Source organism: Oxalobacteraceae bacterium OTU3CINTB1 (assembly GCA_024123955.1).
Classification (GTDB): Bacteria; Pseudomonadota; Gammaproteobacteria; order Burkholderiales; family Burkholderiaceae_D; genus Rugamonas.
The window spans coordinates 5,043,184-5,067,724 of the sequence record CP099652.1; the positions used below are offsets into that span (position 1 = coordinate 5,043,184).

21 protein-coding genes are annotated in these 24,541 nt (G+C 63.3%); 6 read left to right on the forward strand and 15 right to left on the reverse strand.

Going from position 1 to position 24,541, the window contains the following annotated elements:
* Positions 1-83 precede the first annotated feature (83 nt).
* The 3 genes from NHH73_21840 to NHH73_21850 are packed head-to-tail and all read right to left on the reverse strand — an operon-like array spanning position 84 to position 2,447.
* Positions 84-902 carry a metallophosphoesterase gene (locus NHH73_21840; GenBank protein ID USX25227.1) on the reverse strand — a complete coding sequence of 273 codons (819 nt, stop codon included), beginning with the start codon at positions 900-902 and terminating at the stop codon, positions 84-86.
* Between the two features lie 10 nt (positions 903-912).
* Entirely contained in the window at positions 913-1,899 is a 987-nt protein-coding gene (locus NHH73_21845; GenBank protein ID USX25228.1) for a sphingosine kinase, read from the reverse strand.
* Positions 1,809-2,447, reverse strand: coding sequence for a phosphatase PAP2 family protein (locus NHH73_21850; protein ID USX25229.1), 639 nt, complete (start codon positions 2,445-2,447; stop codon positions 1,809-1,811). The genes NHH73_21845 and NHH73_21850 overlap by 91 nt, the downstream gene beginning before the upstream one ends.
* Before the next feature lie 237 nt (positions 2,448-2,684).
* Here NHH73_21850 and NHH73_21855 point away from each other — a divergent pair, with 237 nt between their 5' ends.
* Positions 2,685-2,909 (forward strand): hypothetical protein, encoded by a 225-nt coding sequence (locus tag NHH73_21855; GenBank protein USX25230.1) that lies wholly within the window; start codon positions 2,685-2,687, stop codon positions 2,907-2,909.
* A 312-nt stretch (positions 2,910-3,221) separates the two neighbouring features.
* Here the strand turns inward: NHH73_21855 and NHH73_21860 are convergent, their stop codons facing one another.
* Entirely contained in the window at positions 3,222-4,121 is a 900-nt protein-coding gene (locus NHH73_21860; GenBank protein ID USX25231.1) for a LysR family transcriptional regulator, read from the reverse strand.
* Positions 4,122-4,217: 96 nt separating this feature from the next.
* Between NHH73_21860 and NHH73_21865 the strand changes: the two genes are divergently transcribed.
* Complete coding sequence (locus NHH73_21865; GenBank protein ID USX25232.1) at positions 4,218-5,231, forward strand: zinc-binding alcohol dehydrogenase family protein; 1,014 nt, start codon at positions 4,218-4,220, stop codon at positions 5,229-5,231.
* A gap of 13 nt (positions 5,232-5,244) precedes the next feature.
* Here NHH73_21865 and NHH73_21870 read toward each other — a convergent pair whose 3' ends face one another.
* The 6 genes from NHH73_21870 to NHH73_21895 all read right to left on the reverse strand — a co-directional run bounded on the left by NHH73_21870 (position 5,245) and on the right by NHH73_21895 (position 12,228).
* Entirely contained in the window at positions 5,245-5,781 is a 537-nt protein-coding gene (locus tag NHH73_21870; protein USX25233.1) for a hypothetical protein, read from the reverse strand.
* 84 nt (positions 5,782-5,865) lie between these two features.
* Positions 5,866-7,065 carry an alanine transaminase gene (alaC, locus tag NHH73_21875; GenBank protein ID USX25234.1) on the reverse strand — a complete coding sequence of 400 codons (1,200 nt, stop codon included), beginning with the start codon at positions 7,063-7,065 and terminating at the stop codon, positions 5,866-5,868.
* A gap of 122 nt (positions 7,066-7,187) precedes the next feature.
* Entirely contained in the window at positions 7,188-7,505 is a 318-nt protein-coding gene (locus tag NHH73_21880; protein USX25235.1) for a hypothetical protein, read from the reverse strand.
* 54 nt (positions 7,506-7,559) lie between these two features.
* Positions 7,560-7,862, reverse strand: coding sequence for a hemolysin XhlA family protein (locus NHH73_21885; GenBank protein ID USX25236.1), 303 nt, complete (start codon positions 7,860-7,862; stop codon positions 7,560-7,562).
* 52 nt (positions 7,863-7,914) lie between these two features.
* The gene (locus NHH73_21890) at positions 7,915-8,769 is read right to left on the reverse strand and encodes an EamA family transporter (GenBank protein ID USX25237.1); all 855 of its coding nucleotides are present in this window, start codon (positions 8,767-8,769) and stop codon (positions 7,915-7,917) included.
* Positions 8,770-12,228 (reverse strand): DUF748 domain-containing protein, encoded by a 3,459-nt coding sequence (locus NHH73_21895; protein ID USX25238.1) that lies wholly within the window; start codon positions 12,226-12,228, stop codon positions 8,770-8,772. It abuts the gene before it with no gap.
* Positions 12,229-12,371: 143 nt separating this feature from the next.
* Between NHH73_21895 and NHH73_21900 the strand changes: the two genes are divergently transcribed.
* Together NHH73_21900 and NHH73_21905 are read left to right on the forward strand one after the other, a co-directional pair.
* A complete protein-coding gene (locus tag NHH73_21900) occupies positions 12,372-13,523 on the forward strand; it encodes an aminotransferase class I/II-fold pyridoxal phosphate-dependent enzyme (GenBank protein ID USX25239.1) in 1,152 nt (383 codons plus the stop codon).
* Between the two features lie 413 nt (positions 13,524-13,936).
* Entirely contained in the window at positions 13,937-14,341 is a 405-nt protein-coding gene (locus NHH73_21905; GenBank protein ID USX25240.1) for a GFA family protein, read from the forward strand.
* Here the strand turns inward: NHH73_21905 and NHH73_21910 are convergent.
* Positions 14,338-15,486 (reverse strand): esterase-like activity of phytase family protein, encoded by a 1,149-nt coding sequence (locus NHH73_21910; GenBank protein ID USX25241.1) that lies wholly within the window; start codon positions 15,484-15,486, stop codon positions 14,338-14,340. The genes NHH73_21905 and NHH73_21910 overlap by 4 nt on opposite strands.
* 14 nt (positions 15,487-15,500) lie before the next feature.
* On the reverse strand, positions 15,501-17,975 hold the full coding sequence (locus tag NHH73_21915; GenBank protein USX25242.1) for a TonB-dependent receptor: 2,475 nt from the start codon (positions 17,973-17,975) through the stop codon (positions 15,501-15,503).
* Positions 17,976-18,289: 314 nt separating this feature from the next.
* Between NHH73_21915 and NHH73_21920 the strand changes: the two genes are divergently transcribed.
* On the forward strand, positions 18,290-19,054 hold the full coding sequence (locus NHH73_21920) for a GntR family transcriptional regulator (protein USX25243.1): 765 nt from the start codon (positions 18,290-18,292) through the stop codon (positions 19,052-19,054).
* Between the two features lie 3 nt (positions 19,055-19,057).
* Here the strand turns inward: NHH73_21920 and NHH73_21925 are convergent, their stop codons facing one another.
* Genes NHH73_21925 through NHH73_21935 form a run of 3 tightly spaced genes read right to left on the reverse strand, consistent with a single transcriptional unit; the run spans position 19,058 to position 23,639 of the window.
* The gene (locus NHH73_21925) at positions 19,058-20,398 is read right to left on the reverse strand and encodes an NCS2 family permease (GenBank protein ID USX25244.1); all 1,341 of its coding nucleotides are present in this window, start codon (positions 20,396-20,398) and stop codon (positions 19,058-19,060) included.
* A gap of 25 nt (positions 20,399-20,423) precedes the next feature.
* Complete coding sequence (locus NHH73_21930) at positions 20,424-21,365, reverse strand: carbohydrate kinase family protein (GenBank protein ID USX25245.1); 942 nt, start codon at positions 21,363-21,365, stop codon at positions 20,424-20,426.
* Positions 21,366-21,392: 27 nt separating this feature from the next.
* Positions 21,393-23,639: a TonB-dependent receptor gene (locus NHH73_21935; protein USX25246.1), complete on the reverse strand. Its 2,247-nt coding sequence runs from the start codon at positions 23,637-23,639 to the stop codon at positions 21,393-21,395.
* 181 nt (positions 23,640-23,820) lie between these two features.
* Between NHH73_21935 and NHH73_21940 the strand changes: the two genes are divergently transcribed.
* Positions 23,821-24,486, forward strand: coding sequence for a hypothetical protein (locus tag NHH73_21940; GenBank protein ID USX25247.1), 666 nt, complete (start codon positions 23,821-23,823; stop codon positions 24,484-24,486).
* Positions 24,487-24,541 lie beyond the last annotated feature (55 nt).

Sequence of the window (24,541 nt, forward strand, 5' to 3'; positions counted from 1 at the left end):
ACACGGGCTCATCTATCATCGGATGGGCTCGTGTAGAAATGGTGGACCTGACCCCGGATTGGTATCATGACCCCGGATTGGTATCAAGCCTTTGCGGCCAGGTGCCACGCTTCACCGATGCGCTGGAAGCACTCGGTCATCACGCGCTCGAAACTGCCGGTGCCGTCGACCCAACTATAGCGGTCCACCTCGATCCGCTCCGCATCCACACGGATCACATTGAATGAATTCGATTCCCCGCGGCCGCGCGTGGACGTGGCCGTGCCGGCCTGCACCACCAGCGCGGCGTATCCGCTGAGCTTGTAGCGCTTTTCGCTGTTGCCCGCGTGGCTCGCATGCAAATGCCCCGCCAGCAGCAGATCCACACCGCATTCGGAAAACGCCCGCATCGCCATCGGTGCGCGGTCGACCAGGTCGTCCTTGTCGAACGTCTCGGGCAAATCGAACGGATGGTGCGTGACGATGATGCGCGTAAGGTTGGGATTGACCGCACTCATGCGCTGGCGCATCTGCGCCACCTGCTCATCGTTGATACGCCCGTCCTTGAACGTCAACGAACGCGCGGTATTGATGCCGAGGATGGCGATCTCGTCGTCGATATACTCCGGCGCCAGATCCAGGGTCACGTAGCGCGTGTACTTGCGCAGCGGCGTGAGGAACCGCGTGGCGACGTTGTACAAGGGGATGTCGTGATTGCCCGGCACCACGATCTGCGGCCCCGGCAAGGTGTCGAGGAAGGCGCGCGCGGCCTTGAACTCCTCGGTCTTGGCGCGCTGCGTCAGGTCGCCGGAGACGACCACCACATCGGGCGCCAGCCTGGCGGTCAGTTCCTGCAGCGGCGCCAGCAAGGCGTGGTCGACCCTGCCAAAATGCAGGTCCGACAAATGGACGATAGTTCGCATGCTTCCCCTCCTACGTGGCCGGCACGACAGGGACGATCACGTTCAGTGCCTTGGCCCTGGAACGATAGCATAATGGCGGAGTCATCACGGTCACTTCACCGTCCGTGGCGACGCGTATTTGGCGGTGGCGCGTTTCGATCACCAGATCGCTGGACGAAAGCACGTCGAAATCCTTGGCCTCCGACAGCCGCCCGAACAAGGCGTGGATGGCGTAGCGAAGCAGGCCCAGCCTTGTGGGCTTTTGCGCGACGTACAAATACATCTTGCCGCTATCGAGCCGTTCGCGTTCGCCCATGGTCAGGCCTTGCATGTATTCGTTGTTGCCGATGAAGACGAACGGCGTGCGGCGCAAGTGCTCGCTGCCGTTGATCTTGAGCCGCACACTCATGAACGGAAAACGCCGCGCCGAGACGAACACGGCGCGCGCGAACGCGTGCCACTTGCTGCGCCCCAGATGCTTTTGCTGCTTTTCACGGTCGCGCACGATGTCGGGGTAGATGCCGAGGCTGGAGTTGTTGAGGAAGATGCGGCCGTTGACCTCGCCAACGTCGACCTGCGCCAGCACGCCATGCACCGCATTGGCGACCGCCTCGTCGAGGTCCAGCGGGATGTTCAAATCCTTGGCGAAGTGATTCAAGGTGCCGAGCGGCAGCACTCCCAGGCGGGTCTGGCTGCCCACCAGCGCGGACGCGACCGCGTTGATGGTGCCGTCGCCGCCACCGGCCACGACGACCGGGGCGCCGTCGGACACGGCGCGCCTCGCGCGGGCGATCATTTCCTCGCCGCTTTTGGCCAATGTGATATCCGCCTCGGCGCCCTGCGCGCGGAATTTTTCCGCCAGCGCGGCGGACCAGCCGCCGCAGTAGCCTTGTCCGGCGCTGGCGTTGACGATGACTACAATACTGTTCAGAGCATTCCCCCGGAATTGTTCGATAAGCTTTTCGCCTCGCGCCGGCGGCGCAGCGTGGAGATCCCCGTAATGCAAATCGTCAGCCACGCCGCGCTGCCCGCCATGCCGGCAAGCACGTCGCTCAGATAGTGTGCGCCGAGATAGACGCGACTGAAGGCCACCAACAGTATCATCACTGTACAGGCCGCGGCTGTGCCTAAACGCACACTCCAGCCCTTGCGGGCGATCATCACATAGCACGCAACCAAGCCGTAGAACAGGGTCGCGGCCGACGCGTGCCCGCTGGGGAAGCTGTACGTCGCCAATGTGACCAGGGGTTCCTCGAACACGGGACGGCTGCGCTGGAAGGTGACCTTGAGCAGCACGTTCAGCAGCATGCCGCAGGGTACGCTGAGCACCAGCGCCCAGATCCAATAAATCTGGCCCCGCTTCCACAAAAAGTAGCCGAACGCGGACGCCATCAGGATCACGCCCGGCATCGTGTGGACAGTCGTTATCGCCATCATGATGCTGGTCATCGGCTCGAAATGGTTGGCGTTGAACCAGTTGGCGATGTGCAGGTCGAGGACGGTGATCTCTTCCTGCCCCATGACCTCGGACGCCAGGTGGCCGAAAATGGAGACGGCGAACACCATCAAAAGAACGCCAACGGTCAGGTGCAGGCCGAACTCGCCCTCTGGCGACAGTCTTGCCTCGATGAAACGCTTGGATTTGCTGAAAATTTGGTGCTCCCGGATAGGTGGCCGTTGAAGTTGGCGGAAAAACTACGAAACAACGAATTTACTGTTTATTTACACAGTACCTGTTTATTCATACAGTACTTATGCTATTCTGAACTCCTCGTTAAACGCTTCTCCCAAAAGGAAAATGTCATGACAACAGTTAATAACAGCTTCAGCTCCCGCTTCGGCCTGGAATATATGCCTACTTCCTTCCTGGTCCGCATGGGCAAACGCGAATTGCTGGTTTGCCGTGATTTCCGTAAGCGCTACTACGCGGTCAATCCTGTCATCGAATGCGACACCGGCGTGCAAGCCGGTCACCTTGAGGTTCTGCTGTGCCGCCGCTGGCTGTTGATCCTGTCGAAGGCGCACTAATGGTTGCCGGTGCCAGCTGCCCTATCCAGTCGCAAGACAGGCCGGCCGATGCCGCGACCTCGCTCGCGCTCCTCACCTGGATCTGGCAGCTGGCGAGCCGTCATCAGACAGATGCATCTTGCCGCAGCCCCGCCGTCGAACGCGCCCAACCAGCTGTTGAGGCGCAGTTCAATGACAAGCAACATTGCACGCCATGAAGCTATGTTAAGGGGTTTTGCTATCACTGCAAGTGTGCGCGCTGTTGCTTTAATGACTTTTTAAGCGAATTTTTAAGTCCTGCCACGCCTGCGGAGATACACGGCATTACGCTTATCACGCTTTTTCACACTGGGCGCGCAGAAAATCCCGCAGTTGCAGCACCGTCGGCGTGATCTGCGAGCGGTGCATGCACAGCATATTCAAAGGCGTCGGCTCCCCCAGCACGTCCGGCATCAGGATGTGCAGGCGCCCGCTACGGATGTCGTCGCGCAGATCGAGCCGCGATTTGTAGGCCACGCCAAGTCCCGCCACCGCCCAGCGCCGCACCAAGTCGGCGTCGTCGGCGCTGCGGTTGCCGTTGACGTGGATAGCCATCGCTTCGCTGTCGGCATGCGCGTAAAAACTCCAGCGGTCATGGATCACATCCTCCAGCATGAAGCGCAGGCAGTTGTGCCGCGCCAGATCCTTTAGCTCGGTCAGCCTGCCATGCTGCTTGATGTAGTCGGGCGAGGCCACCAGCACGCGACGGTTGTCCGGCGCCAGCGGCAGCGCGATCAGACTGGAATCCTCCTGCCGGCCGTATCGGATGGCGATGTCGACCGGCTGCCGGTACATGTCCGAGACCCTGTCGCTGATGCTGAGCTGAAAGCTCACTTTGGGATACTGCGCCTGGAACTGGTCCAGCCAGCCGACCAGCATATTGCGCCCCAGATCCGACGGCATCGAAATCTTCAGCGTCCCGCCCAGGCTCTCCTGCCCCTGGATCAGTGCGTCGTGGCCATCCTTCAACAACCGCAGCGCTTCGCGCGCGTGCCGCAGATAGTGCTCGCCCTCCTCCGTCAGCCGCAGCGAGCGCGTGGTGCGGGCGAACAGACGCAGGCCGAGCTCCCGCTCAAGTCGCTTTACCCCCGCGCTGGCCAGCGCCGGAGAAATCTCCAGTTCGCGCGCCGCCGCCGACAAGCTGCCACGGTCGGCGGTGCGGACAAAAACAGTCAAATCATCAAGTCGCAGCATTTTCCTCGTTTTTTTGAAAGTGTTTCGCTGAGGCGCCCCTTTTTCCGTGCCACGAAATAAATGATGATACTCCCATACCATTTATAGGAGAAGTTCATGAAAGCCGTTGCCTACCGCAAGCCCCTCCCCATCGACGATGCCGATGCGCTGATCGACATCGAGCTGCCAACGCCGCTAGCCCAGGGCCGCGACCTGCTGGTCGAAGTCAAAGCAATTTCGGTCAATCCGGTCGACGTCAAGATTCGCGCCAACGTGGCGCCGGCAGAAGGCGAGGACAAGGTCATCGGCTGGGACGCGGCCGGCGTGGTCAAGGCGGTCGGTCCGGACGTCACATTGTTCAAGCCGGGCGACGAAGTTTGGTACGCCGGCGACCTGACCCGTGCGGGCACCAACAGCGAACTGCATCTGGTGGACGAGCGCATCGTCGGCCACAAGCCGAAGAATATCGATTTCGCCCAGGCTGCCGCGCTGCCGCTGACCGCGATCACCGCGTGGGAGTTGCTGTTCGACCGTCTGGAAGTGAGCCGGGACAAAGGCGTGCAAGGACAATCGCTGCTGGTGACCGGCGCGGCGGGCGGCGTCGGTTCGATCCTGGTGCAGCTGGCGCGCCAGTTGACGGGCCTGACGATCATCGGCACCGCCTCGCGTCCGGACACGGCTGCCTGGGTAAAGGAGTTGGGCGCCCACCATGTGATCGACCACAGCAAGCCGTTGAACGAAGAAATCGCCCGTCTTGGCCTGCCACCGGTGACCTATGTCGCCAGCCTGACCCACACCGACGACCATTGGGCCGCGATCGTCGAAGTTCTGGCGCCGCAAGGCAAGGTCGCGGTGATCGACGACCCGGCCGCGATCGACGTGCGCCTGCTCAAGCGCAAGAGCGCCTCGTTGCATTGGGAGTTCATGTTCGCTCGCTCGATGTTCAACACGGCCGACATCCAGAAGCAGCATGAACTGCTGAACGATGTGTCCAAGCTGGTCGACACCGGCGTCCTCAAAACGACCTTGGCGGAACGTTTCGGCACGATCAATGCCGCCAACCTGAAGCGGGCGCACGCCCTGCTCGCGAGCAATCGCGCCAAGGGCAAGATCGTGCTGGAAGGGTTTTAAAGGGCTTTCACACTCAAGACACGTACCCGGCCGCCGCACGCTCCCGCTCGTGCGTCTGCTGGGCCCGCAAAACGGCTAGCACCGCGGTGTCATGCGCCACCAGCGCTTCCTGCATGGTGCTGGCCGATACGCAAGACGTCTCCAGCACTTGCAGGAAAATGGCCTGGCGGCGTTTCAGTCCCTGCGACTGGTAGCCGAGCTGCTCGAACATGCGGCCGACGTCGATGCAATAGCCGCGCAGTTCCCACATCGTCTTCTTGGTCACTTCTATATCGTCGCGCATGCTGTGATCGACATCGATCAATTCCAGCTGCGCCGGCCCTTCCTTGCCGAAGTCGCGTATCGTCGGCAGCCACTGCTCGAACTTGCCGGCGATGCGGCGGATGCGGACGATTTTCTGGTCCAGCGTGCGGCAGTAGTGCCAGCACAGCCAGCATACGGGCAAGCGCGCCACGAAACGGGGCAGGCCGACCGTGTTCAAGGTGTTCTCGAGTTTTTTAACGGCGGCGATCAAGCGCCGCGTGCTGTCACCGATAGGCAGTGGGGGCATAATGGAGCTCCTGTGTTGGTTCAGGAGCTACATTAGCTGCCGCATCGGACCACGCATTTGATGCGGCTTAAAGAGCGCGCAGATTTATTCCATCATTTTGCGCAACATGGCTTTGATGCCACGCAATCCTTGGCGTATGCGCGCCTCGTTTTCAATCAAGGCGAAGCGAACATATTCATCGCCGTAGTCGCCGAAGCCGATGCCCGGCGACACGCACACCTTGGCCTCGGCCAGCAGCAACTTGGAGAACTCCAGCGAACCGAGGTGGCGGTAGGCTTCCGGTATGCGCGCCCAGATATACATCGACGCCTTCGGCTTGTCGACCGGCCAGCCCGCTTCGCACAGTCCTTTGTGCAGGACATCGCGGCGGCTCTGGTACATCGCGCAGATCTCGCTGACGCTGCTCTGGTCGCCTTCGAGCGCGGCGATCGCGGCCACCTGCACCGGCGTGAAGCTGCCGTAGTCGTGGTAGCTCTTGATGCGCGCCAGCGCCGCCACCAGTTCCTTGTTACCGACCATGAAGCCGATGCGCCAGCCGGCCATGTTGTAGCTCTTCGACATGGTGAAAAACTCCACCGCCACGTCGCGCGCGCCCGGCACTTGCATGATCGACGGCGCTTTCCAGCCGTCGAAGGTGATGTCGGCGTAGGCCAGGTCGTGCACCACCAGGATGTCGTGCTGCTTGGCCAGCGCCACCACCCGTTCGAAAAACTCCAGCTCCACGCACTGCGCGGTCGGGTTCGACGGGAAGCCGAGAATCATCATCTTCGGCTTCGGGTAGCTTTCGCGCACCGCGCGTTCCAGTTCGTCAAAGAAGTCGACGCCGGGCGTCATGCGCACCGAGCGGATGTTGGCGCCGGCGATGACCGCGCCCCAGATGTGGATCGGATAGCTCGGGTTCGGCACAAGCACGGTGTCGCCGGCGTCCAGGGTGGCCAGCATCAGGTGCGCAAGGCCCTCCTTGGAACCGATCGTGACGATCGCTTCCGAGTCCGGATCGAAGTCGACCTCGTAGCGGGTCTTGTACCACTTGGTGATCGCGCGCCGCAGCCTCGGGATGCCTTTGGAGGCGGAGTAGCCGTGCGTGTCGGGACGGCGGACGGTGTCGACCAGCTTGTCGACGATGTGCGACGGCGTGGCGCCGTCGGGATTGCCCATCGACATATCGATGATGTCTTCGCCGCGACGGCGCGCCGCCAGCTTGAGCTCGGCGGTGACATTGAAAACGTAGGGAGGCAGGCGATCGATGCGCGAAAATCTGCGCGGAGTTTGGGTGTCAGTCATGGAGATCTCACGTAAGCGCCCGGAACCGTCCGAGCGACGTCGATGCAATGTTGCATCGGGATCCATACTAGCCCATCAGTTCAGATGTTGGCAAGCGCCTTGGCAAGCACGCTGGCAACGACTCATGCGGGCGACTGGTTTTTCTCGTCGCTGAACCATTCGAACAGGATCAGGCCGATGATCGACGCGATCGGAAAGCCGCACAGCGCGATCACCACCCACAAGGCGGGCGAGCGGCCCAGGCGTTTGGCGGCGACGCCGACAAAAATCAGGTGCAGGATGGCGCTGACCGCGATGCCGAGTCCAGCCAGGATCATCAGGGGAACCGAGCTCGTCGTGTACTTGCTGAGCGGCGGCAAAAACGACGCGATGCAGCCGATCCAGACGACCAGCGTGACGGCGGCGGCGGCGATGGGTTGTTGGGCGCGGGCGACTTGCATGGCTCCTCCTGGATGAAGCGACCATGCTGCCACGATCTAGCATGAAAAGCAACGCTATCGGTAAGGTGGCATCTGGATGATGATTGGCGCCGGCGTCTGCGGAGGTGTTGGCGGTACTTTAGGCACCGCGTTGTTCATCACAAACGTCATGACCGTGACAGCCGCAACACTCATGCCAACCGCCATGCCGACGATCCATTTGACCAGCGTAGCGCTAAGCTCGGCAAGATCAGCTTTAGTCGCCATTTGCTCCAAACGTGCCTCAATTTTTGCAAGCCGTTCGCGCGTCTCGATGGCAAACTCTTCAAGCTTGTCGAGTCTGCTTTCTATCTTTGCCAGTCTGAGGTCGAGGTCCATACGACCATGGTAGGCTTACGCTGCGGCCTCTGGCAAGCTGAGCCAATTTGAGTTATCTCAACGTGGTCAACGCCGACGCCATCACGATGGCGGCGATCGCCAGCCACTGCGTCACCGTCAGATGTTCGCCGAGCAGCAGCATGCCCGCCAAGGCGCTGAGCGCCGGCGCCGCGCTGCTGAACATGCTGAACGTGCGCGACGACAGATTGCGCATCGACAGCATCTCCAAGGTGTACGGCAACGCGCTGGACATCACGGCGATCGCCAGGCCGATCGCCATGTACGACGGCGTCAACAACACGGAACCCGAGTACCACGCGCCGACCGGCAAGATGAACAGCGACGCGGCCGTCATGCCCCACGCCACCGACTGTCCGCCATGCATGACCGAGACGCGCTTGCCGAACACGATGTACAGCGCCCAGCACACCGCGGCACCAGCCGCGTAGGCGACGCCGACCGGATTGAGTTGATCGACATGGCCGTGGATCGGCAGCAGAAAGTACAAGCCGGCCACCGCCAGCGCGATCGCTACCACATCGCGCGGCCGGCGCGACGACAGCACCGCCACCGTCAAGGGACCCGCCACCTCGATCGCCACCGCAATCCCCAGCGGTATCAGATTGAACGAACGGTAAATCATCAGGTTCATCAACCCGATCACGCTGCCGTAGACGGCGACATTGCAGGCCTGCGGCCACGTCAACGGCGTGCGCCACGGCCGGAACACGGCCATCATCAGCAACGCGGCGAAGCCCACGCGGTAAGCCGTCACACCCTCGACACCGATCAGCGGAAACAAATGCTTGGCGACGGCCGCGCCAACATTGAGCGACAGCTGGCTGCACAGCAGCGCGAAGCCGGCCAGCAGCGCGCCGCCGCCAACGTGGGATTTGTCAGCGGTCATCTATTTCGCGGCCAATCCCAGCTTGAGCGCGACCGGCTTGCCGATGGCGGCATCGGTCTTCTCCGGCGCGCCCGCCTGTATTGCGGCGGTGTTGACGCCCGCCTCTTTCAGCGCCGCCACGATTGCGGCGGCGCGCTTGGCCCCCAGCTCCAGCAGGGCGCCGTCCGGCAACGGCTGGCTTTGCTCCAGGCGTTCCTGTAATTTACCGTAGAAGGCGCTGGCGTCGGCCACCTGCGGTTCGCCCTGCACGATCTTGCCCAGCCGCTGCAATACCGGCAGCTTCTTCTGCGCCACAGCATCGGCACCCTTGGCCTCGTCGTCTACGGCAGCAGCCGCCGGCTTGGCGGCGGCTGCGCCCTCGGCCGCCTTTTTCTGCTTATCCAGCTCGGCAGCCCCGAAGCGTTCGGCATACAGGTCGCGCAAGGCGCCGCGCACTTTGCGCTGGCCGATATCGAGCGGCCCTGGCTGTTCGTCCGGCGCCAGTTTGATTTCCGCCCGCGTCACCACCAGGCGGCGCACCGCCTGCATGCGCAGCGCGGCGCCATCGGCCGTCTCGTTGTATTGTCCCGGCACCGACAGCTTCAACTGCGGTTTGCTCGCCAAAATCTTTGCCACCTGGCGCAGCTTCTCGCGCTCGGGCGGCAACACGGTGTCGCTGCCGGCATCGAAGTCGACAGCGTCCAGCTTGTCGCCGCTGACGCCGAACAGATTGCCCAACGCGCGGAACGGCGACAGCGCGACCTTGCTCAATACGTTGCCGATGGCTTTCCATACCAACGCGCCGTAGCTGAATTGCGGATCGTTCATATTGCCCGACACGGGCACGCCCAGGTCGATGCGGCCGTTGCTGTCCTTGAGGATGGCCAGTGCCAGCTCCAGCGGCAGCTTGATCGCGTCCGGACTGTCGATGCGTTCGCCCAAGGTCAGGTTGTCGAGCACGATCTGATTGTTGCCTTCCAGCTGGCTGTTGCGCACCTTGTACTGCAGGTCGAGCGAGATTTTCCCCTGCGCGATCTTGTAGCCGGCAAACTTCATCGAGTACGGCGACGCCGACACCATGTCGACGTTCTTGAACACGACATTGACGTCGGTGTTGTCCGCCGGGACGAACGGATTCAACTGCCCGCGGATGCGCGCCAAGCCGAAATCGTCGACGCGGCCGTCGAGCTCGATCTGACTGCGCGCGTCGGCCTTCGACGACAGGCCGGTGATCAGACCGCTGAGCTCATAAATCTTGGCGCCGAACTGCGGACGCAGGCTCAAATCGGTGAAGTCCAGCTTGGCGTTCTGGAAGCGCACACGGCGGATGCGCATCGGGAACGGCTCGCTGACGGCGGGCGCGGACGACGCGGACGACGGCGTCGCCGCGACCGGTGCCGGTTCGGACTTTTTCACCAGCAGCCGCTGCGCATTCAAGCTGCGATCGTCCTCGATGATCAGGATCGCGTTCGGCTCGATTACGCGCAACTCGGCGACATCCAGCAGATTCGGCGACACGCTCAGCGCCAGCTTGTCGGCGCGCACCGACTTCCAGCGCGCGAAGTGGTCGTTGTCTTCTTCGTCAAGCACCAGCTGGGCGACCTCAAACGAACCATCGTAGCGCACGGCGGGATTGGCCCTGCTGCCACCGGCGCCGGTACGCAGGCGGCCCTCCCCGGAAACGCTGCCGTCGGCCAGCTTGAGCTTGACGTACTTGCTCAGCAACGGCTGCACCGGCGCCAGCGCCAGCCTGGTCAGCTTCAGCTCGGCATCGACGGCGCCGGTGGCCGGGACCACCCTGCCCTTCGCCGTCAGTTGTCCGCCTTCCCGCAAGCCTACGCCGCCTTCAAACGCCAGCGGTTTTTTCAGGTCGCTGCCGACGTCGGCGAGCTTCAGATTGAAGTCCTGAAGATTGGCTTTGATGCCGGTGCTCGCGTCGGCATAGACCGCGCCGAATTTGCTCAGCTCGACAGTCTTGACGGAGGCAGTCCAGGCGCCCTCACCTGATTTGACAGCCGCCGATGACGCGGCCGGGGTTGCGCCCGAGCCTGCGCCCGGCAAACGGTCGAGGAACAGGAACCGGCCGGCGCTGTCGCGCGACAGGTCCAGCACGCCGCCGTCGGCGTAAAGGCGTCCCAGGCTGAGACGGCGCGCGGCCAGATCGAGCGCGCCGTCCTCGAAGCCCAGCCGAGCCAGCTTCAACGGCGTCATCGCACCGCCGACCAGCGCCAGATTGTCCATCGAGAACGCGGCATCGTCGATGGTCAGTTTGAGACCCTGCGCGGCGGTTTCCAGCTGCAATTGCAACTTCAGCTTCAGTTTGTCGGTGCTGATCTTGAGCGCGGGGCTGGCGGTTTCGTCGAGCGCGCTGACGGCGATGTCGTCCAGGCCGATCTGCTTGAAGCGCACCTTCCAGCCGCTCTCTTCCTTCGGCGCCGGCTTTTCAGGCGCAGGGGCCGTCGTCCCAGCGGAAGCGGACGCCGGCACCATCAAATTCGCCAGGTCGATCCGGCCTTGCGCATCGCGCCGCAGCGCCAATGCGCCGCCCTTCAAATCCAGCCCGCCGACCTCCACCGAACGTTTATTCAGATCGACACCGACGCCGCTGACCGCCAGCGACTTCAGCTTGACGAACGGGGCAGCCCCGCCGGCATGCTGGATCGCCAGATCGTTCAACGCCAGGCTGGCGCCGATCAGACTAGCGTCCAGCTTGCCGTCCTTGTAGGCGAATTGATAGGGCAACTTGGCCGACAGCCGGCCGTCGCCGACGACCACCCGCATGAACGACTTCAGATACGTCGACATGCCCGGCAACGCGACATTCTCCAGCGACAGCACGCCGCTGCCGCCGATTGGATTGAGCGCGGCCGCGCCCTTCCAGCGCAGCTTGCCGCCCAGGCCGGCGTCGGCGCTCAAGGTGTAGTTGCCGTTCTCATCCGGCAGCGTGCTCAGATGGTTCAGCTCGAAAGCGATGGGGGTGAACGTGTCGTTGTAGCCGGCATGGCGGTCGTGCATCTCCACCTTGCCTTGCTCGAGCGCGAAATGTTCGACGATCAGGCGCGGCATGCCGCTGTCGCTGTCGTCCTTCTTGCGCTTGTCCAGCGTCTCCATCAATTGCGCGATGTTGAACTTGCCGTCGGGCGAAATGGCCAGCTGCAGCGACGGCGCGGTGACGCGGATCTCGGCCAGACTCCACGCACGGCGCACGAGAGAACGCCACTGCATCTCCACCGCCAGCGCGCCGACGCCGAACAGCGGCGCGCCGTTGGCCTCGGTCAGGCGCACATCCTTCGCTTCCAGGCGCAAGGTGAATGGATTGAAACTGACGTCGCCGATGCTGGCTTTACGCTCCAACTCGGCTTCGACAAATTGTGGAATCTGACGCTTGATTAACCACGGCAACGCCCAGCCGCCCGCCAACGCATACACCCCCACCGCGCCGGCCACGCCCAAGCCCCACCGTCTCCATCGTATCGTCATCGCCCGCAAAACTGGTTCCCATAATCTGTGTTCAGCAGGTAACAGTATAGCAAGTGCACAGCTTACTTACTACCAGCCCAGCCCGACGCCGATGGGGTGCGTTTTGCCTTACACTATTGGACTTTCCCGACCATCGGACATCCATGCAAGCGCAACTCGACCCGTTTCACGCCGTCGGCATCAGCCGCCTCGCCCACGCCTTGAAGGCGCAGGGGCGCTCGATCATCCACATGGAATTCGGCCAGCCGTCGACCGGCGCGCCGAAGGCGGCCATCGCAAAGGCCCATCAGGTGCTCGACGCCGACAACATGGGCTATTGGGAAAGCACTCCGCTGAAGGAGCGCCTGGCGCGCTTCTATGAAGAGCGCTACGGCATCAAAGTCGATGCCAGCCGCTTCGTCATGACGTGCGGCGCCTCGCCGGCGCTGGTGCTGGCGTTGAACTCGCTGTTCTCGCCGGGCGACCGCATCGCGCTGGCGCGGCCCGGCTACGTCGCCTACCGCAACACGCTCAAGGCGCTGCACATGGAGCCGGTGGAAATCGCCTGCGGCGCCGAGGTCCGCTTCCAGCTCACCGCCGCCGCGCTGGAGGCGATCGAACCGGCCCCGGCCGGCGTGATCATCGCCAGCCCGGCCAATCCGACCGGCACCATCATCGCCGCCGACGAGCTGGAGGCCATCGCCAGGGTGTGCCAGGCGCGCGGCATCCGCATCATCTCGGACGAGATCTATCACGGCCTGAGCTACGTGGAACCGGCGCAAACCATCCTGGCCTACGCGCCGGACGCGCTGGTCGTCAGCAGCTTCTCCAAATACTTCAGCATGGCCGGCTGGCGCCTGGGCTGGCTGCTGGTGCCGGCCGAACACATCGACCGCACCTGGACCTACTGCGGCAATATGTTCCTGACGGCGCCGTCGCTGAGCCAGCACGCGGCGCTAGCCGCCTTCGACGCGCTCGACGAGCTCGAAGGCCACTTGACGGTGTACAAGGAGAACCGCCGCCTGCTGCTGGACGCGTTGCCGGGACTGGGCCTGAACGCCATCGCGCCGCCGGACGGCGCGTTCTACATCTACGCCAGCATCGCGCACTTGACCGACGACAGCCTGGACTTTTGCAAGCGTTTGCTCAACGACACGGGCGTGGCGACAGCGCCGGGGATCGATTTCGATCCGGTCGAAGGCAAGCGTTTCATCCGCTTCAGCTTTGCGGTATCGACGCAGGAAATCGCCGAGGCCATCCGCCGCATGCAGCCATGGTTCGCCGCCCAGGCCGGTGCGATGGTGGCCGGCCAGTGATTCAGTAGCTGCGGCCTTAGCGGCTAGTGTTCAGGCATTCCGCGCAGGAATTCGATATCGGACACGGCACGCGACCATGCCGCGTCCGGATCGAGCGCGGGGGTGTTGTGGATATCGAGTTGAATGTCTTTCAGCACTCAGCCGTCCAGGGAAATCCGGTAGCGCAGCGCCGTGTATTCGACGTCATAGGTGTTTTTCAACCCTTGCTGACGGGTGTAGGTGTCGTGGGAAGCGGGCATGATGTCCTCCTTACGAAAGTGAGGAAAAGGATAGCACGAAGCGATTCAGCGTGTACTTGCCGCATGACAAGCGCAGCGGGCTGCTTGGTCGATGTGCGCGGCGGTAAGGTGTCGTGGCGACTTGCGCATTTCCGGTATCGTAAGGCTTACCACTGAAGACAATCAGGAGACCCTATGCTGACCGGACAATGTTTTTGCGGCGCCGTCCGCTACGAAACCGCCGAGCGCATCCGCAACCAGGCGCTATGCCATTGCACCATCTGCCGCCGCACCACCGGCGCGCCGGCGGTGGCGTGGTTCACGGTGGCGACAGATGACTTCCGCATCACCGCCGGCCAGGCCTCCAGCTTCCGCTCGTCGTCGCACGCCACGCGAACATTCTGCCCGCATTGCGGCACCCAGCTCACGTTTGCCGACGACGACAGTCCCGACGAGATCGACATCACCACAAGCAGCTTGCATACGCCCGAAAAAGCGCTGCCACAGAGTGAGATTTTCGTCGCCGATGCGCTGCACTGGCCCGATGATTTGCCGCGCTATCAGCAAAGCAGGACAACGCCCGCCCCTGGAGTAAGCTAGAACTCTTTGCCAGGCAGTACTTCAAAGGCCAGCAGCTGCGTCACCTCGTCGGCGCTAAAGTTATCGTCTGAGATCAGCACCAGACTGCGGTGGCCGTTGGCCAGCATTGGCCCCCAGCTCATACCCTCCAGGTTGTCGACCTTGTCCAACCCTGCGCGATTAAAATCCATCAACAGGTGTTTCTTAAGTGGCGCGTACGCGGCGCCGTCCAGCGTTGGATAAGCTGCGATATCCGTGGCGCCATGCAAGTCAACCAGATACAGACGGATGAAAAACGCGAAGCGCCCCGCCGCGTCCTGCACGCCCGAGCGCTCCAACGCCAGCAGATAGCGGCTATCGGCCACCAGCATCTCGGACACGCCGTTGTCACCAAAGCGCCCCGGCGCCGGACGCCCTTGCACGCGATCGACCGGATAGGCGTATTGCGCCAACACCTTGCCGTAGCGGTCGAACCGGGTGAAACGGCTCACCGCGCCGCGCTCCGGGCTGGCCAGCGCGCCGTCCTGATACAGCGGCGCCTCCATGCCCACCCACAGCGACTGGCCATCCGGCGCGAACGCCAGCGCCTCGATACTCAGATTGCCACGTGGCCCGGCCGTTTTGTCACGCGCGGCCTTGAACATGTCCGGCAACGGCAGCGACGAGCGGTAGCCGCCCTCTCCGCCGGACTGCTTGACGAACGGCCCCGCCGCCAAAGCGTCGCTGCCTTCGCTGGCATACCAGATGCTGTCGCCCTGTGGATCGAAGCGGATCGCCTCGATATCCGCCACCTCGCCGCCACGCGACCCAGCGTCCTTCAACGCCGGATAAACACTGCCGTCGATTTGCTGGAACGTGTGCACGGACTCCAGCTTGATCGCTCTGAACCCGCGTGCATCGTAATCAAGCCGCGCGGTGTAGAACCGCGCTGGCCCCAGCTCGGAGCGGTCGTCGCTGGCTGCGATCCAGGTGCCGCTACGGGAGTCATAGTCGATGCTCGACAGACCGCCCACCAGCGTACCCTGGAACACCAGCCGGTGCGGAATACGCTGCTCGCCGATGAAACGCAGCCCCGCGACCGGCTGCGCGTCCCTCAACTGCAGCGCCGCGCACCCGCCAAGCAAAGCGCCCGCGCATACCACCGCGATGACAGCGCGCGTCAACACGGCCGTTCCGCCCATCAGAAGCGCACCCGCATCGAAGCGTACAAGGTGCGCGGGCTGCCGAGGAAATAGCGCCCCGTGGTGAGCGGATTGGAACTCGACAGCTCGGCGCCGACGCCGCCCAGATAGTGGCGATCGAACAGGTTGTCGATGTTGAGCGCGAACTCGGTGCGGCTGCCATAGCCAAACAGGCTGCCGCGCGGCTTGTAGGTGAAGTTGAGGCCAACCAGCGTGTAGGCCGGCATGTACTGGCGTTGATACACCGCAGGTCCGCCGGCGATGACGGTGTTGGTCACCGTGCCGTAGGTGCCGGCCGCCTCGCCCACATAGTGCGCGTTGGCCGTCAGGCGCCATTCCGGCGTGGGCTTCCAGGTCGCTTCGGCGAAGGCGCTGCGACGCGGTGCGCCCAGCACGGGATCACCCGACTTGATGCCTTCGGCCGGCGTGTCGCTCGAATAGTGGGCGTCGTTGTACGAGGCGTTGGCGTACAACTCGTAGGCCGTCCCAATGGCCCGCAATGTCAGCTCCACGCCCTCCGAACTTATGCCGCCCTGGTTGGCGAACGTGGTGGTGGCGTCGCGCGAGAAGATGTCGCCATTCGGATTGCCGTTTTGGATCGAGATGCGGTCGCGGTAGGCGATCTTGTACGCGCTCAGCGCGGCGCCGTAGCCGTTGTCGCTGGTCCAGCGCACGCCGACATCCTTGTTGACCGAGGTTTCCGGCTTGATGCCGTTCTTGGAATCGACCGCCGCCGTCCCCTCGAACACGCTGTCGGGTATCGCGCTGAAGTTTTTGGAGCCGCTGGCGAAGACTTCCCAGTCGTCGTTCACGCGATACAACGCCGCCAGTTTCGGCAGCAGTTTCGAACTAACCTTCAGCGACCGCGTGCCACTGAATTCGACCGGCGACGAGTAATCCTCCTTGAAGCGCTGATAGGTCGCGCCAAGGTCCAGCAGCAGCCGGTCGTCCATCAGGCTGACCTTGTCCTGCGCATAAACCATCGCGGTGTCGGACGAATAGTGGCGGTCCTGGGTGATCGAATAGAGCGCGCTTTCCTCGAAGGCGCCGCTGACTTTCGGATCGGTGACAGCGAACCAGTTGCGGTCCTTGTCACGCTTGGTGCGCTCGATCCATCCGCCGATACGAATGCGCTGGTGCTCGCCCAGGGTATCTGCGATCTCCGCCAAGGCTCCCTTGCGGTCGATGGCGTTGTCGCTGCGGCGCGTGCTGGCTTCGCGCGCGCCCCATTGGCTGACCGGATTCATCGCATACCTGGCTGCCGCCGGGCACCCGGCAGACGACAGCGCCGCGCTGCTGGAGCCGGCGGGTATCGTCACGGCACCGACCGGGATCAAGGCGCCGTTGGCGTCGCGCCGGTATTGGTTCTGATAGCACTCCTGGACCGTGGCTGTCGGCCTGGCGCCCGCTGCGACTGCGCTGTACACCTGGCCGTTGGCCGGCAACTGCACGTAGGGCACATAGAACCAGCCGTTGCCCTCCTGCTTGTGCCAGTAGGGCTTAACGGTGAGTTTTCCGCTCTGGCCGAAACGCTGGGTCCAGTCGACATGTGCCAGGATATCCTCGCTGTTGATGCCGCGCGTGCCGCGATAATTCTGGTCGATGGCGGGATTGCCGGTCCAGTGGTCGGTCAGGCCGTCGGTGGTCGGATTGCCATAGAAGGTGGCCTTGTACAACTTGGACGATTCGGCCAGCAGCGCCACCGCGTCGTAGTCGTTGTCGCTGAATTTATTGTAGCTGACGGTCCCGCGCAGGCTCGAGCCGCCGCCCAGGTCCTGCAGCACGCGCAGGTCGGCGTGACGGCGGCTGTTGCGGCCCGACTCGTCGCCCGGCCAGGTGCGCACATATTCATGCGAGTAGTCCAGGTAGGCGCTGGTGCCGGCCGCTGATTTGCCGGTGTCGACGCGCACGAAACCGCGACGGTAGCCGAAGCTGCCGGTCGCCAGTTCGATCTCCCCGCCGCGCTCCTTGGACGGATCGCGCGTTTTGAAGTCGATGTAGCCGCCCAGCGCCTGGTTCGAGGGCGTGCCAAGGTCGCCGGCCGTTTGCGAGGCGTCGACGCGTATCAGGTTGGCCGGGTCCAGCAAACGGTTCGGCATCGTGCCGCCGTTCGACAACGTCGAGCCATTGGGAATACCGTCGATCGAGATGCCGATCTGCTCCTTGTTAAAGCCGCGCATCGACAAACGCATCGAGAAGCTGCCCGTCAGCGCGTCGCTGGAGCTCACCTGCATGCCCGGCACCCTCGCCAGCAGTTTCAGCGGATCGAGACCGGCCGGCTGCTCGGCGATCACCGCCAGATCGATCACGCTGTTGGCGCGCGCCTCGCCCTTGCCCAGGGCCTGGCCGGTGACCTGCACCACCGCCGGCGCCACCTCCCCGGCCGCTTCCGTGGCCGGCTGCTGCGCCTGCGCCACCCCCAACTGCATCACCGCCGCAGATCCGGCAGCGAACATCCCTAGTCGTGCATACATCGAATTCCCCTATTTGTGGTTTGAGCGCCATGCGACAACGGCGAATTGTTGTGTCGGACCGCCTGTCTCCGGCCGTCTCGTTCAATTTAAGAGGATGTTATAGTGGTTCGTACCACTTTGCAATATAAATAAAAGCCTAAGTTGCATGAATCCTTTATAAATAAGCTCCAACGATCGTAGTTAGGATACAGGTTCGTACCACTGTCACAAAATTGTCATAATCCAGGCGATTCTTTACATGCTTTCACCGGGCCGCAAACCATTTGGTTACAATACGCTTCCATCCATCATTCACTCCACAGCAGGTACATTGAATGCGATCACGAACCACCGACACTTCCGCCACTGCCACCACCAAGGCCGCGCCGCTATACCAGCAGTTGGCGGAAACCTTGAAGCAGCTGATGGCGTCGGGGAAAATCGGTGCCCGCGAGCCGATGCCTGCCGAGCGTGACCTCGCGATCACTTATCAGGTCAGCCGCGACACTGTGCGCAAGGCGATTCGCCTGCTCGAGGAACAGGGCCTGCTTTATAGCGATCATGGACGCGGCACCTTCGCCGCGCCCGAGTCGGTGCGCCAGATGTCGCGCTTCCTGGACAGCTTCACCGACGACACCATCAAACGCGGCGGCGTGCCGGGTCAGACCATCCTGGCGATGGAAACGGTGGCGGCCAATATGGCGGTGGCCAGCCTGCTGCACATGCAGCCGGACGAGCCACTGCTGCGCATCAAACGCGTGCGTCTGATGGACGGCAAACCGATCGGGCTGCAGGAATCGTTTTTACGATTACCGGCCGGTGCAAGGCTGGAGCAAAAGGAGTTGGAACAAGTCGGCTCGCTGTACCGCATCCTGATCGACAAGTTTGGCATCAAGCCGTCCGAGAGCCTGGAGAGCGTGGGGGCGGTGGCCGCCCACGCCGACGACGCGGCGCTGCTCGGCGTGCAGGCCGGCACCCCGCTGCTGCTGTGCGAGCGCGTGATGCTGTCCGACCGGCGCGAACCGGTCGAATACTGCGAGATGAAGTACGTACCGCCCTACCGCTACAAGACTCGCATCAGCAAGGGTAGCGCCTCCTGACGTTCAGGCGATGGCGCCGCGCAGCATCAGGTACAGCACGAACACCGCATCCAGCCCAAGCACCATGGCGCCGGGCCAACGACGCTGCGCGACCAGCATCAACGTGTAGACGAAGCAGCCCAGCGCCAGCGCCACCATCAAGTCGGCGCAGCAGGCGGTGACCAGCAACATCAGCAACGGCGGCAGATAGTTCTCCGGCGTGCTCGTATCGAGGTCGCGCAGGCCGTCGAGCATGCACAGTCCCACCATCACCAGCACCGGCGCGGTGGCGCAGGCCGGAATCGCCGTCAGCAGCGGACCGAAAAACAGCGCCAGCCCGAATAACGCGGCCACCACCACGCCACTCAAACCCGTGCGCGCACCTGCCTCCACCCCCGCCACCGACTCGACGAAAGCGGTGACGGTGGAGGTGCCGGCGGCCGCGCCGATCACGCTGCCCAGGGCGTCGGAGGCGAAGGCCGCCCGCGCGCTCGGCAAGTCGCCGTTGGGCTTTAACAGCCCGGCGCTGCGGATCACGCCGAACATGGTGGCGGTGCCGGAGAAAAATTCGATCAGCAGGAAATACAACGTCACTGGCAGCAGCAACATGAAGTGCGAGAAAAATCCACGGAAGTCGAGCGCGAACAGCAGCTCGCCGGTGAAGACCGGCACGCCGAACCAGTGCTCCGGCAACCGGGTCAACGGGCGCCCTTCCGCGTCGGCGACAAACAGGCCCACAGCGCTCACCACCAGCATCGTCATCAGGAAAGCGCCCGGCACGCGCCGCACCAGCAGCATGGCCGTGAACAGGATGCCGCCCAGCGTGAGCCACGCGGCGCCGTTGTGCAGCCGCGAGAACGCCACCAGGGAGCCGGCGTCGCTCACCAGCAGGTCGCCGCTGCGCAACCCGAGCCAGGCGATGAACACGCCGATCGAGCACTGCATGCCGAGTTTGACGGGCTCCGGAAAGGCCGCCACGATGCGCGCCCGCCATTTGGTCAGCGACAGCAGCAAAAACACCAGCGCGTTGAGCAGCACCATCGCCAGGCCGGTCTGCCACGGCACGCCCATTTGCCCGACCACCACTTGGGCGAACACGATATTGGTGCCCATGCCCGGCGCCAGCGCGATCGGCAGGTTGGCCCACAAGGCCATCACCAGCGTGGCCGCCATGGCCGACACGATGGTTGCCAAAAACAGGCCGTTGCGGTCCATGCCGGCGGCGGCCAATATCAACGGGTTGACGACCACGATGTAACTCATGGCGGCAAAAGTGGTGCAGCCGGCGATGGCCTCGCGCGCCGGTGTGGTGCCGCGCGCGCTGAGCTGGAAGAAGCGGTCGGCCCATGCGGCGGCGATGTGCATACGGCTTCCTTGGGTGGTTGCCGGGTTATGCATGATCGAGCAGTGCCTGGATTTGTGCGTGCGTCGGCAGCGCGGAGCGGGCGCCGGTGGCGGTGACGGCGATGCTGCCGGCGGCGCATGCATAGCGCAGCGCTTTCGCCGGCGCCTGCCCTTCAAGCAGCGCAGCCAGAAAGGCGCCGTTGAAGCTGTCCCCGGCGCCGGTGGCGTCAACCACACGGGCCGGGAAAGCCTGCTGCGCGATGGCCAGTTCCGGATCGCGCGCCGACAGCATGGCGCCACGCGTGCCGCACGTCACCACCAGCATGCGGGGTCCGTGCGACAGCAGGCCGGCCATGCCGGCGGCATCCGGCTCGGCGCCGATGACGGTGCGGTAGGTGCTGTCGTTCATGAACACGAGATCGGCCATGGACAGCAAACGATGCAGTTCATTGAGGCAGGCCACCATCGCCGCCTCAATGTCGATCGCCAGCGGCACACCCGCCGCGCGCGCCAGGTGGTGCAACCGCTCGAACTCCGGCAGGTTGTAGGGCATCGCATACAGCAGACGGCATTGCGCCAGCGCCGCCGCGCAGGTCTCCTCGTGCAAGGTCGGTCCCGGCATCGGCGAGTACACCAGCGCCTTCTCGCCGCTCGCCTCGATGAGGATCAAAGCCGTCGGCGAGGTCACCCCGGGCACCACCCGCACATGGTCGAGCGCGACGCCGAAGCGTTCGAACTCGCGGCCCAGGAACGCGCCCTCCGCATCGCCGGCGATACGGCCATAGGCCATTGTCGGCCGTCCCAGCAGGCTGGCCGCGCAGGCCACATTGGCGACCGTGCCACCGGCGAAAGGCGGCAGCCGCCGGCCAAGCACCTTCTGGTCTGCCGTCGGCGCCCGTTCGACCGTGAAGGCCAAATCGATATTGGGATCGCCGAAGGCCAGCAGGTCGAAGCGGCGGCCGTCTGGAAAACTGAATAGATCACGCATGCACATATCCCTGAAAGACCGTTCCGTTCAAAAGCGCCGGCTAAATTGCGCACCGAAGATACGCGGGTTGGAATCGTTGACAAAGCCGGTCAGATTATTGAAGTCGATACCCCCCACCAGTTGCACGCGGTTGGTGATATTGCGGCCGAACAGCGCCACCTCGTTGCGGTCATTGTCCCATTTGTACCCGAGCCGCAATCCCCCTGTCAACAAGGGCTTGCCGGTGAATTCGGCCGAACGGTACAAGGTGAAGTTGACGGCGCTGCGATACACCCAGTCCGTGTAGACGTAGAACTCGCCGTTGGCGACCGGATAGGTGTACTTCAGCGAGGTGTTCGCGCTCCAGCGCGGAGCCTGCGGCAGCGGATTGCCGTCGATCAGAACCAGGGTCGAACCGCCTTTGACAATAGTGGGATTGAGCACCGTACAGGCGGCGCACGCGCCCACCGTCAAGCCGGCGTCCTTGATCCTGGTGTGGTTGTAGCTGCCGCCGAAACTCCACAACAGGTTTTCGCCGAGATAGGCGTCGAGGTCCAGCTCCGCGCCACGGCCGGCGCTGCGCTCGGCGTTCAGCAGAATCGCGGAGTTGGACGTACCGCCGACGGCCGTCAGTTGCAGGTCCTTGACAGTGTAGCTGTAAATGTCGAAGCTCAGACGCGCGCGCCGCTGCAACAAGTCCGTCTTAAAGCCCACCTCATAGGAGGTGATGGTTTCCGGCCCCGCCACCGACATCGGATTGAACGTGGCCGCCGGCTGAATGGTGGCACCCCGGAAGCCGGTGGCGACGCGGGCGTACAGGTTGGCCGCCTCGGTGAGCTTGTACACGCCACTCATATCCCAGTTGACCTTGGAAACGCCTGTGCTGGTGGCCAGGCCGGCCGACGCGTCGATGTCGGAGCCGCCACCGGGCTTGTTGTTCGGCTCCGTGGCCAGATCCTTGTTGTCGCGCGTATAGCGCACGCCCGCGCGCAAGTTGACGCGCGGCGCGACGTCGTAGTTGGCCGATCCGAATACGGCGTAAGCATCGTTTTTTTGGTGCGAACGGATGTCCGATGTGAGCACGCCGCCGCCCAGGGTGTCGTAGCTGTAGCTGTCGATCTGGTAGCGCTCATCGAAGTAGAACAAGCCGGCCTGCCATTTGAGCGCCTGCCCCGCATCGGACTCCAGCCGCAACTCCTGGGTGAACTGATGATGGCCCTTGGTGCCGTCGGCGGATTCCACAACGAACGGAATGAAGCCTGGACCCGACGGCGGCGCATAGACCGCGCCGTAACCGCCATCGACATCGCCGCGACTGAACACGCGCACGGTTTCGTAGCCGGTTACCGAATGCAGGGTGACGCCGTCCAGGCGCCACTTCAGGCGCAGGTTGCCGCCATAGTTTTTGAGGTACTGGCCGTTCTGTCCATCGGTGGCGACGCTACCGACGTCGAAGCCCGGCACCAGCGCGTCGCTGCCCTTATGGATGATATTGGCGCGGAACAGCGAAGCGCTGCCGTTCATCGTGCGTTGGTGCACATTGGCCAGCGCCTCGAAGCCGCCGCTCGGCTTGTACAGCAACTGGGCGCGCACGGCGGTGTCGTTGTAGCCGCCATACTGGTCCGACGTGTCCTGGCGCGAATTGCCGATCCAGTCGTCGCGGTGCTGGCCGAGCAGCGACACCCGCGCCGCCCAGTCACCGCCCAACGGCAGATTCAGTGCGCCTTCAATGCTGGAGGTGTTGTGGCTGGCGCCGGACAAGGTGAGATAGCCACCCGGCGATTGCGACGGCCGCACCGAATCGAATTTAACCACGCCAGCCGGCGTATTGCGGCCGAACAGGGAACCCTGCGGCCCGCGCAGCACCTCGATGCGCTCAAGGTCGAACGCCGGAAAGCCCTTCAGCACGGCGCTCTCCTGCACCACGTCGTCGTAGATCAACGAAACAGGCTGCGACGCGTTTTGGTGAAAATCGACGTTGCCATAGCCGCGCAGATAAAAGCGCGGGAACCCACGGCCGAACGAGGATTCCACTTGCAGGCTGGGCGCGCGGCCCGCCAGCATCTGCATATCCTGCCCGCCAGAGTTGAGCGCGTTCAGCGTCTCCTCGCCGATGATGGTCGCCGAGACGGGGACATTGCGCACATTCTCCGCGCGCCGCTCGGCGCTTACTGTCACGGTCTGCAACTGGCCGGCGCTTGCCGCCGCCTCTTGCGCCCGCGCAGCGGCCGGCAACGCCGCCACCACGAAGGCCACACCGACCATGGCCGCCCCTTCAATTTTCAGCATCCGCATACACGTTCCTCCCGCTTTGATTTGATTAGCTTTTATGTCCGTCGTAAATTTTATAGTGGTACGGACCTCATTTTGATTTATTTTTTTATTTGTCGTATTTTTTGCGTTTACGGCGCATTAAGGTTGAATTTTCCCCACATCGATGAAATAATGGTACGTACCACTAAATACCTGGACCAACATGACAACCGCTTACACGCCACCTGCCTACATCACCTTCACCGGCATCGACCGCGCCGATCTTCTGCCGGGCATGCTCGCGCTCTCGGCGCGCTACCCGATCGAATGGGGTGTGCTGCTCGACGTCGCGCAGGAGGGATCGCCACTGTTCCCCTACGCCGGCGTGCGCCGCGTTCTGCAAAGCGCGCCGCTGCGCCTGTCCGCACACGTCTGCGGCGCCGCCGCGCGCAGCATCGTCGAAACCGGCGAGGCCGCGATCGAGCTGGCCGGTTTTTCGCGGGTTCAGATCAACCATGGGCGCGCGGGCAGCAGTGACGTCGAAATCCGTAACAGCGCCATCTTCGGCGCCCGGCAAGGCGTGCGGGCCGCGTTGCAATGCCAGGGCGACTTCCCGTCCGACATGCGGGTTGATTGGCTGTATGACGTCTCGTTCGGGACCGGCGTGCGGCCAACCACCTGGCCGGCGGCAAAGGCGGGCCTGCCGTTCTGCGGCTACTCGGGAGGACTGGGTCCGGACACGGTGCGGGACACTCTGCTAAAGTTCCAGATCGCCGCCAGCGCCGGCTACTGGATAGACATGGAATCCGGCGTGCGCACGGAGAACCGCTTCGACCTGGCAAAATGCGAAGCGGTGTGCCGGCTCGTGTTCGATGAACCTGGCATGTAATCCCTCGATCCACAACCGTCAACTGGAGAGCATAGTGCGGCGAACAATCATGATC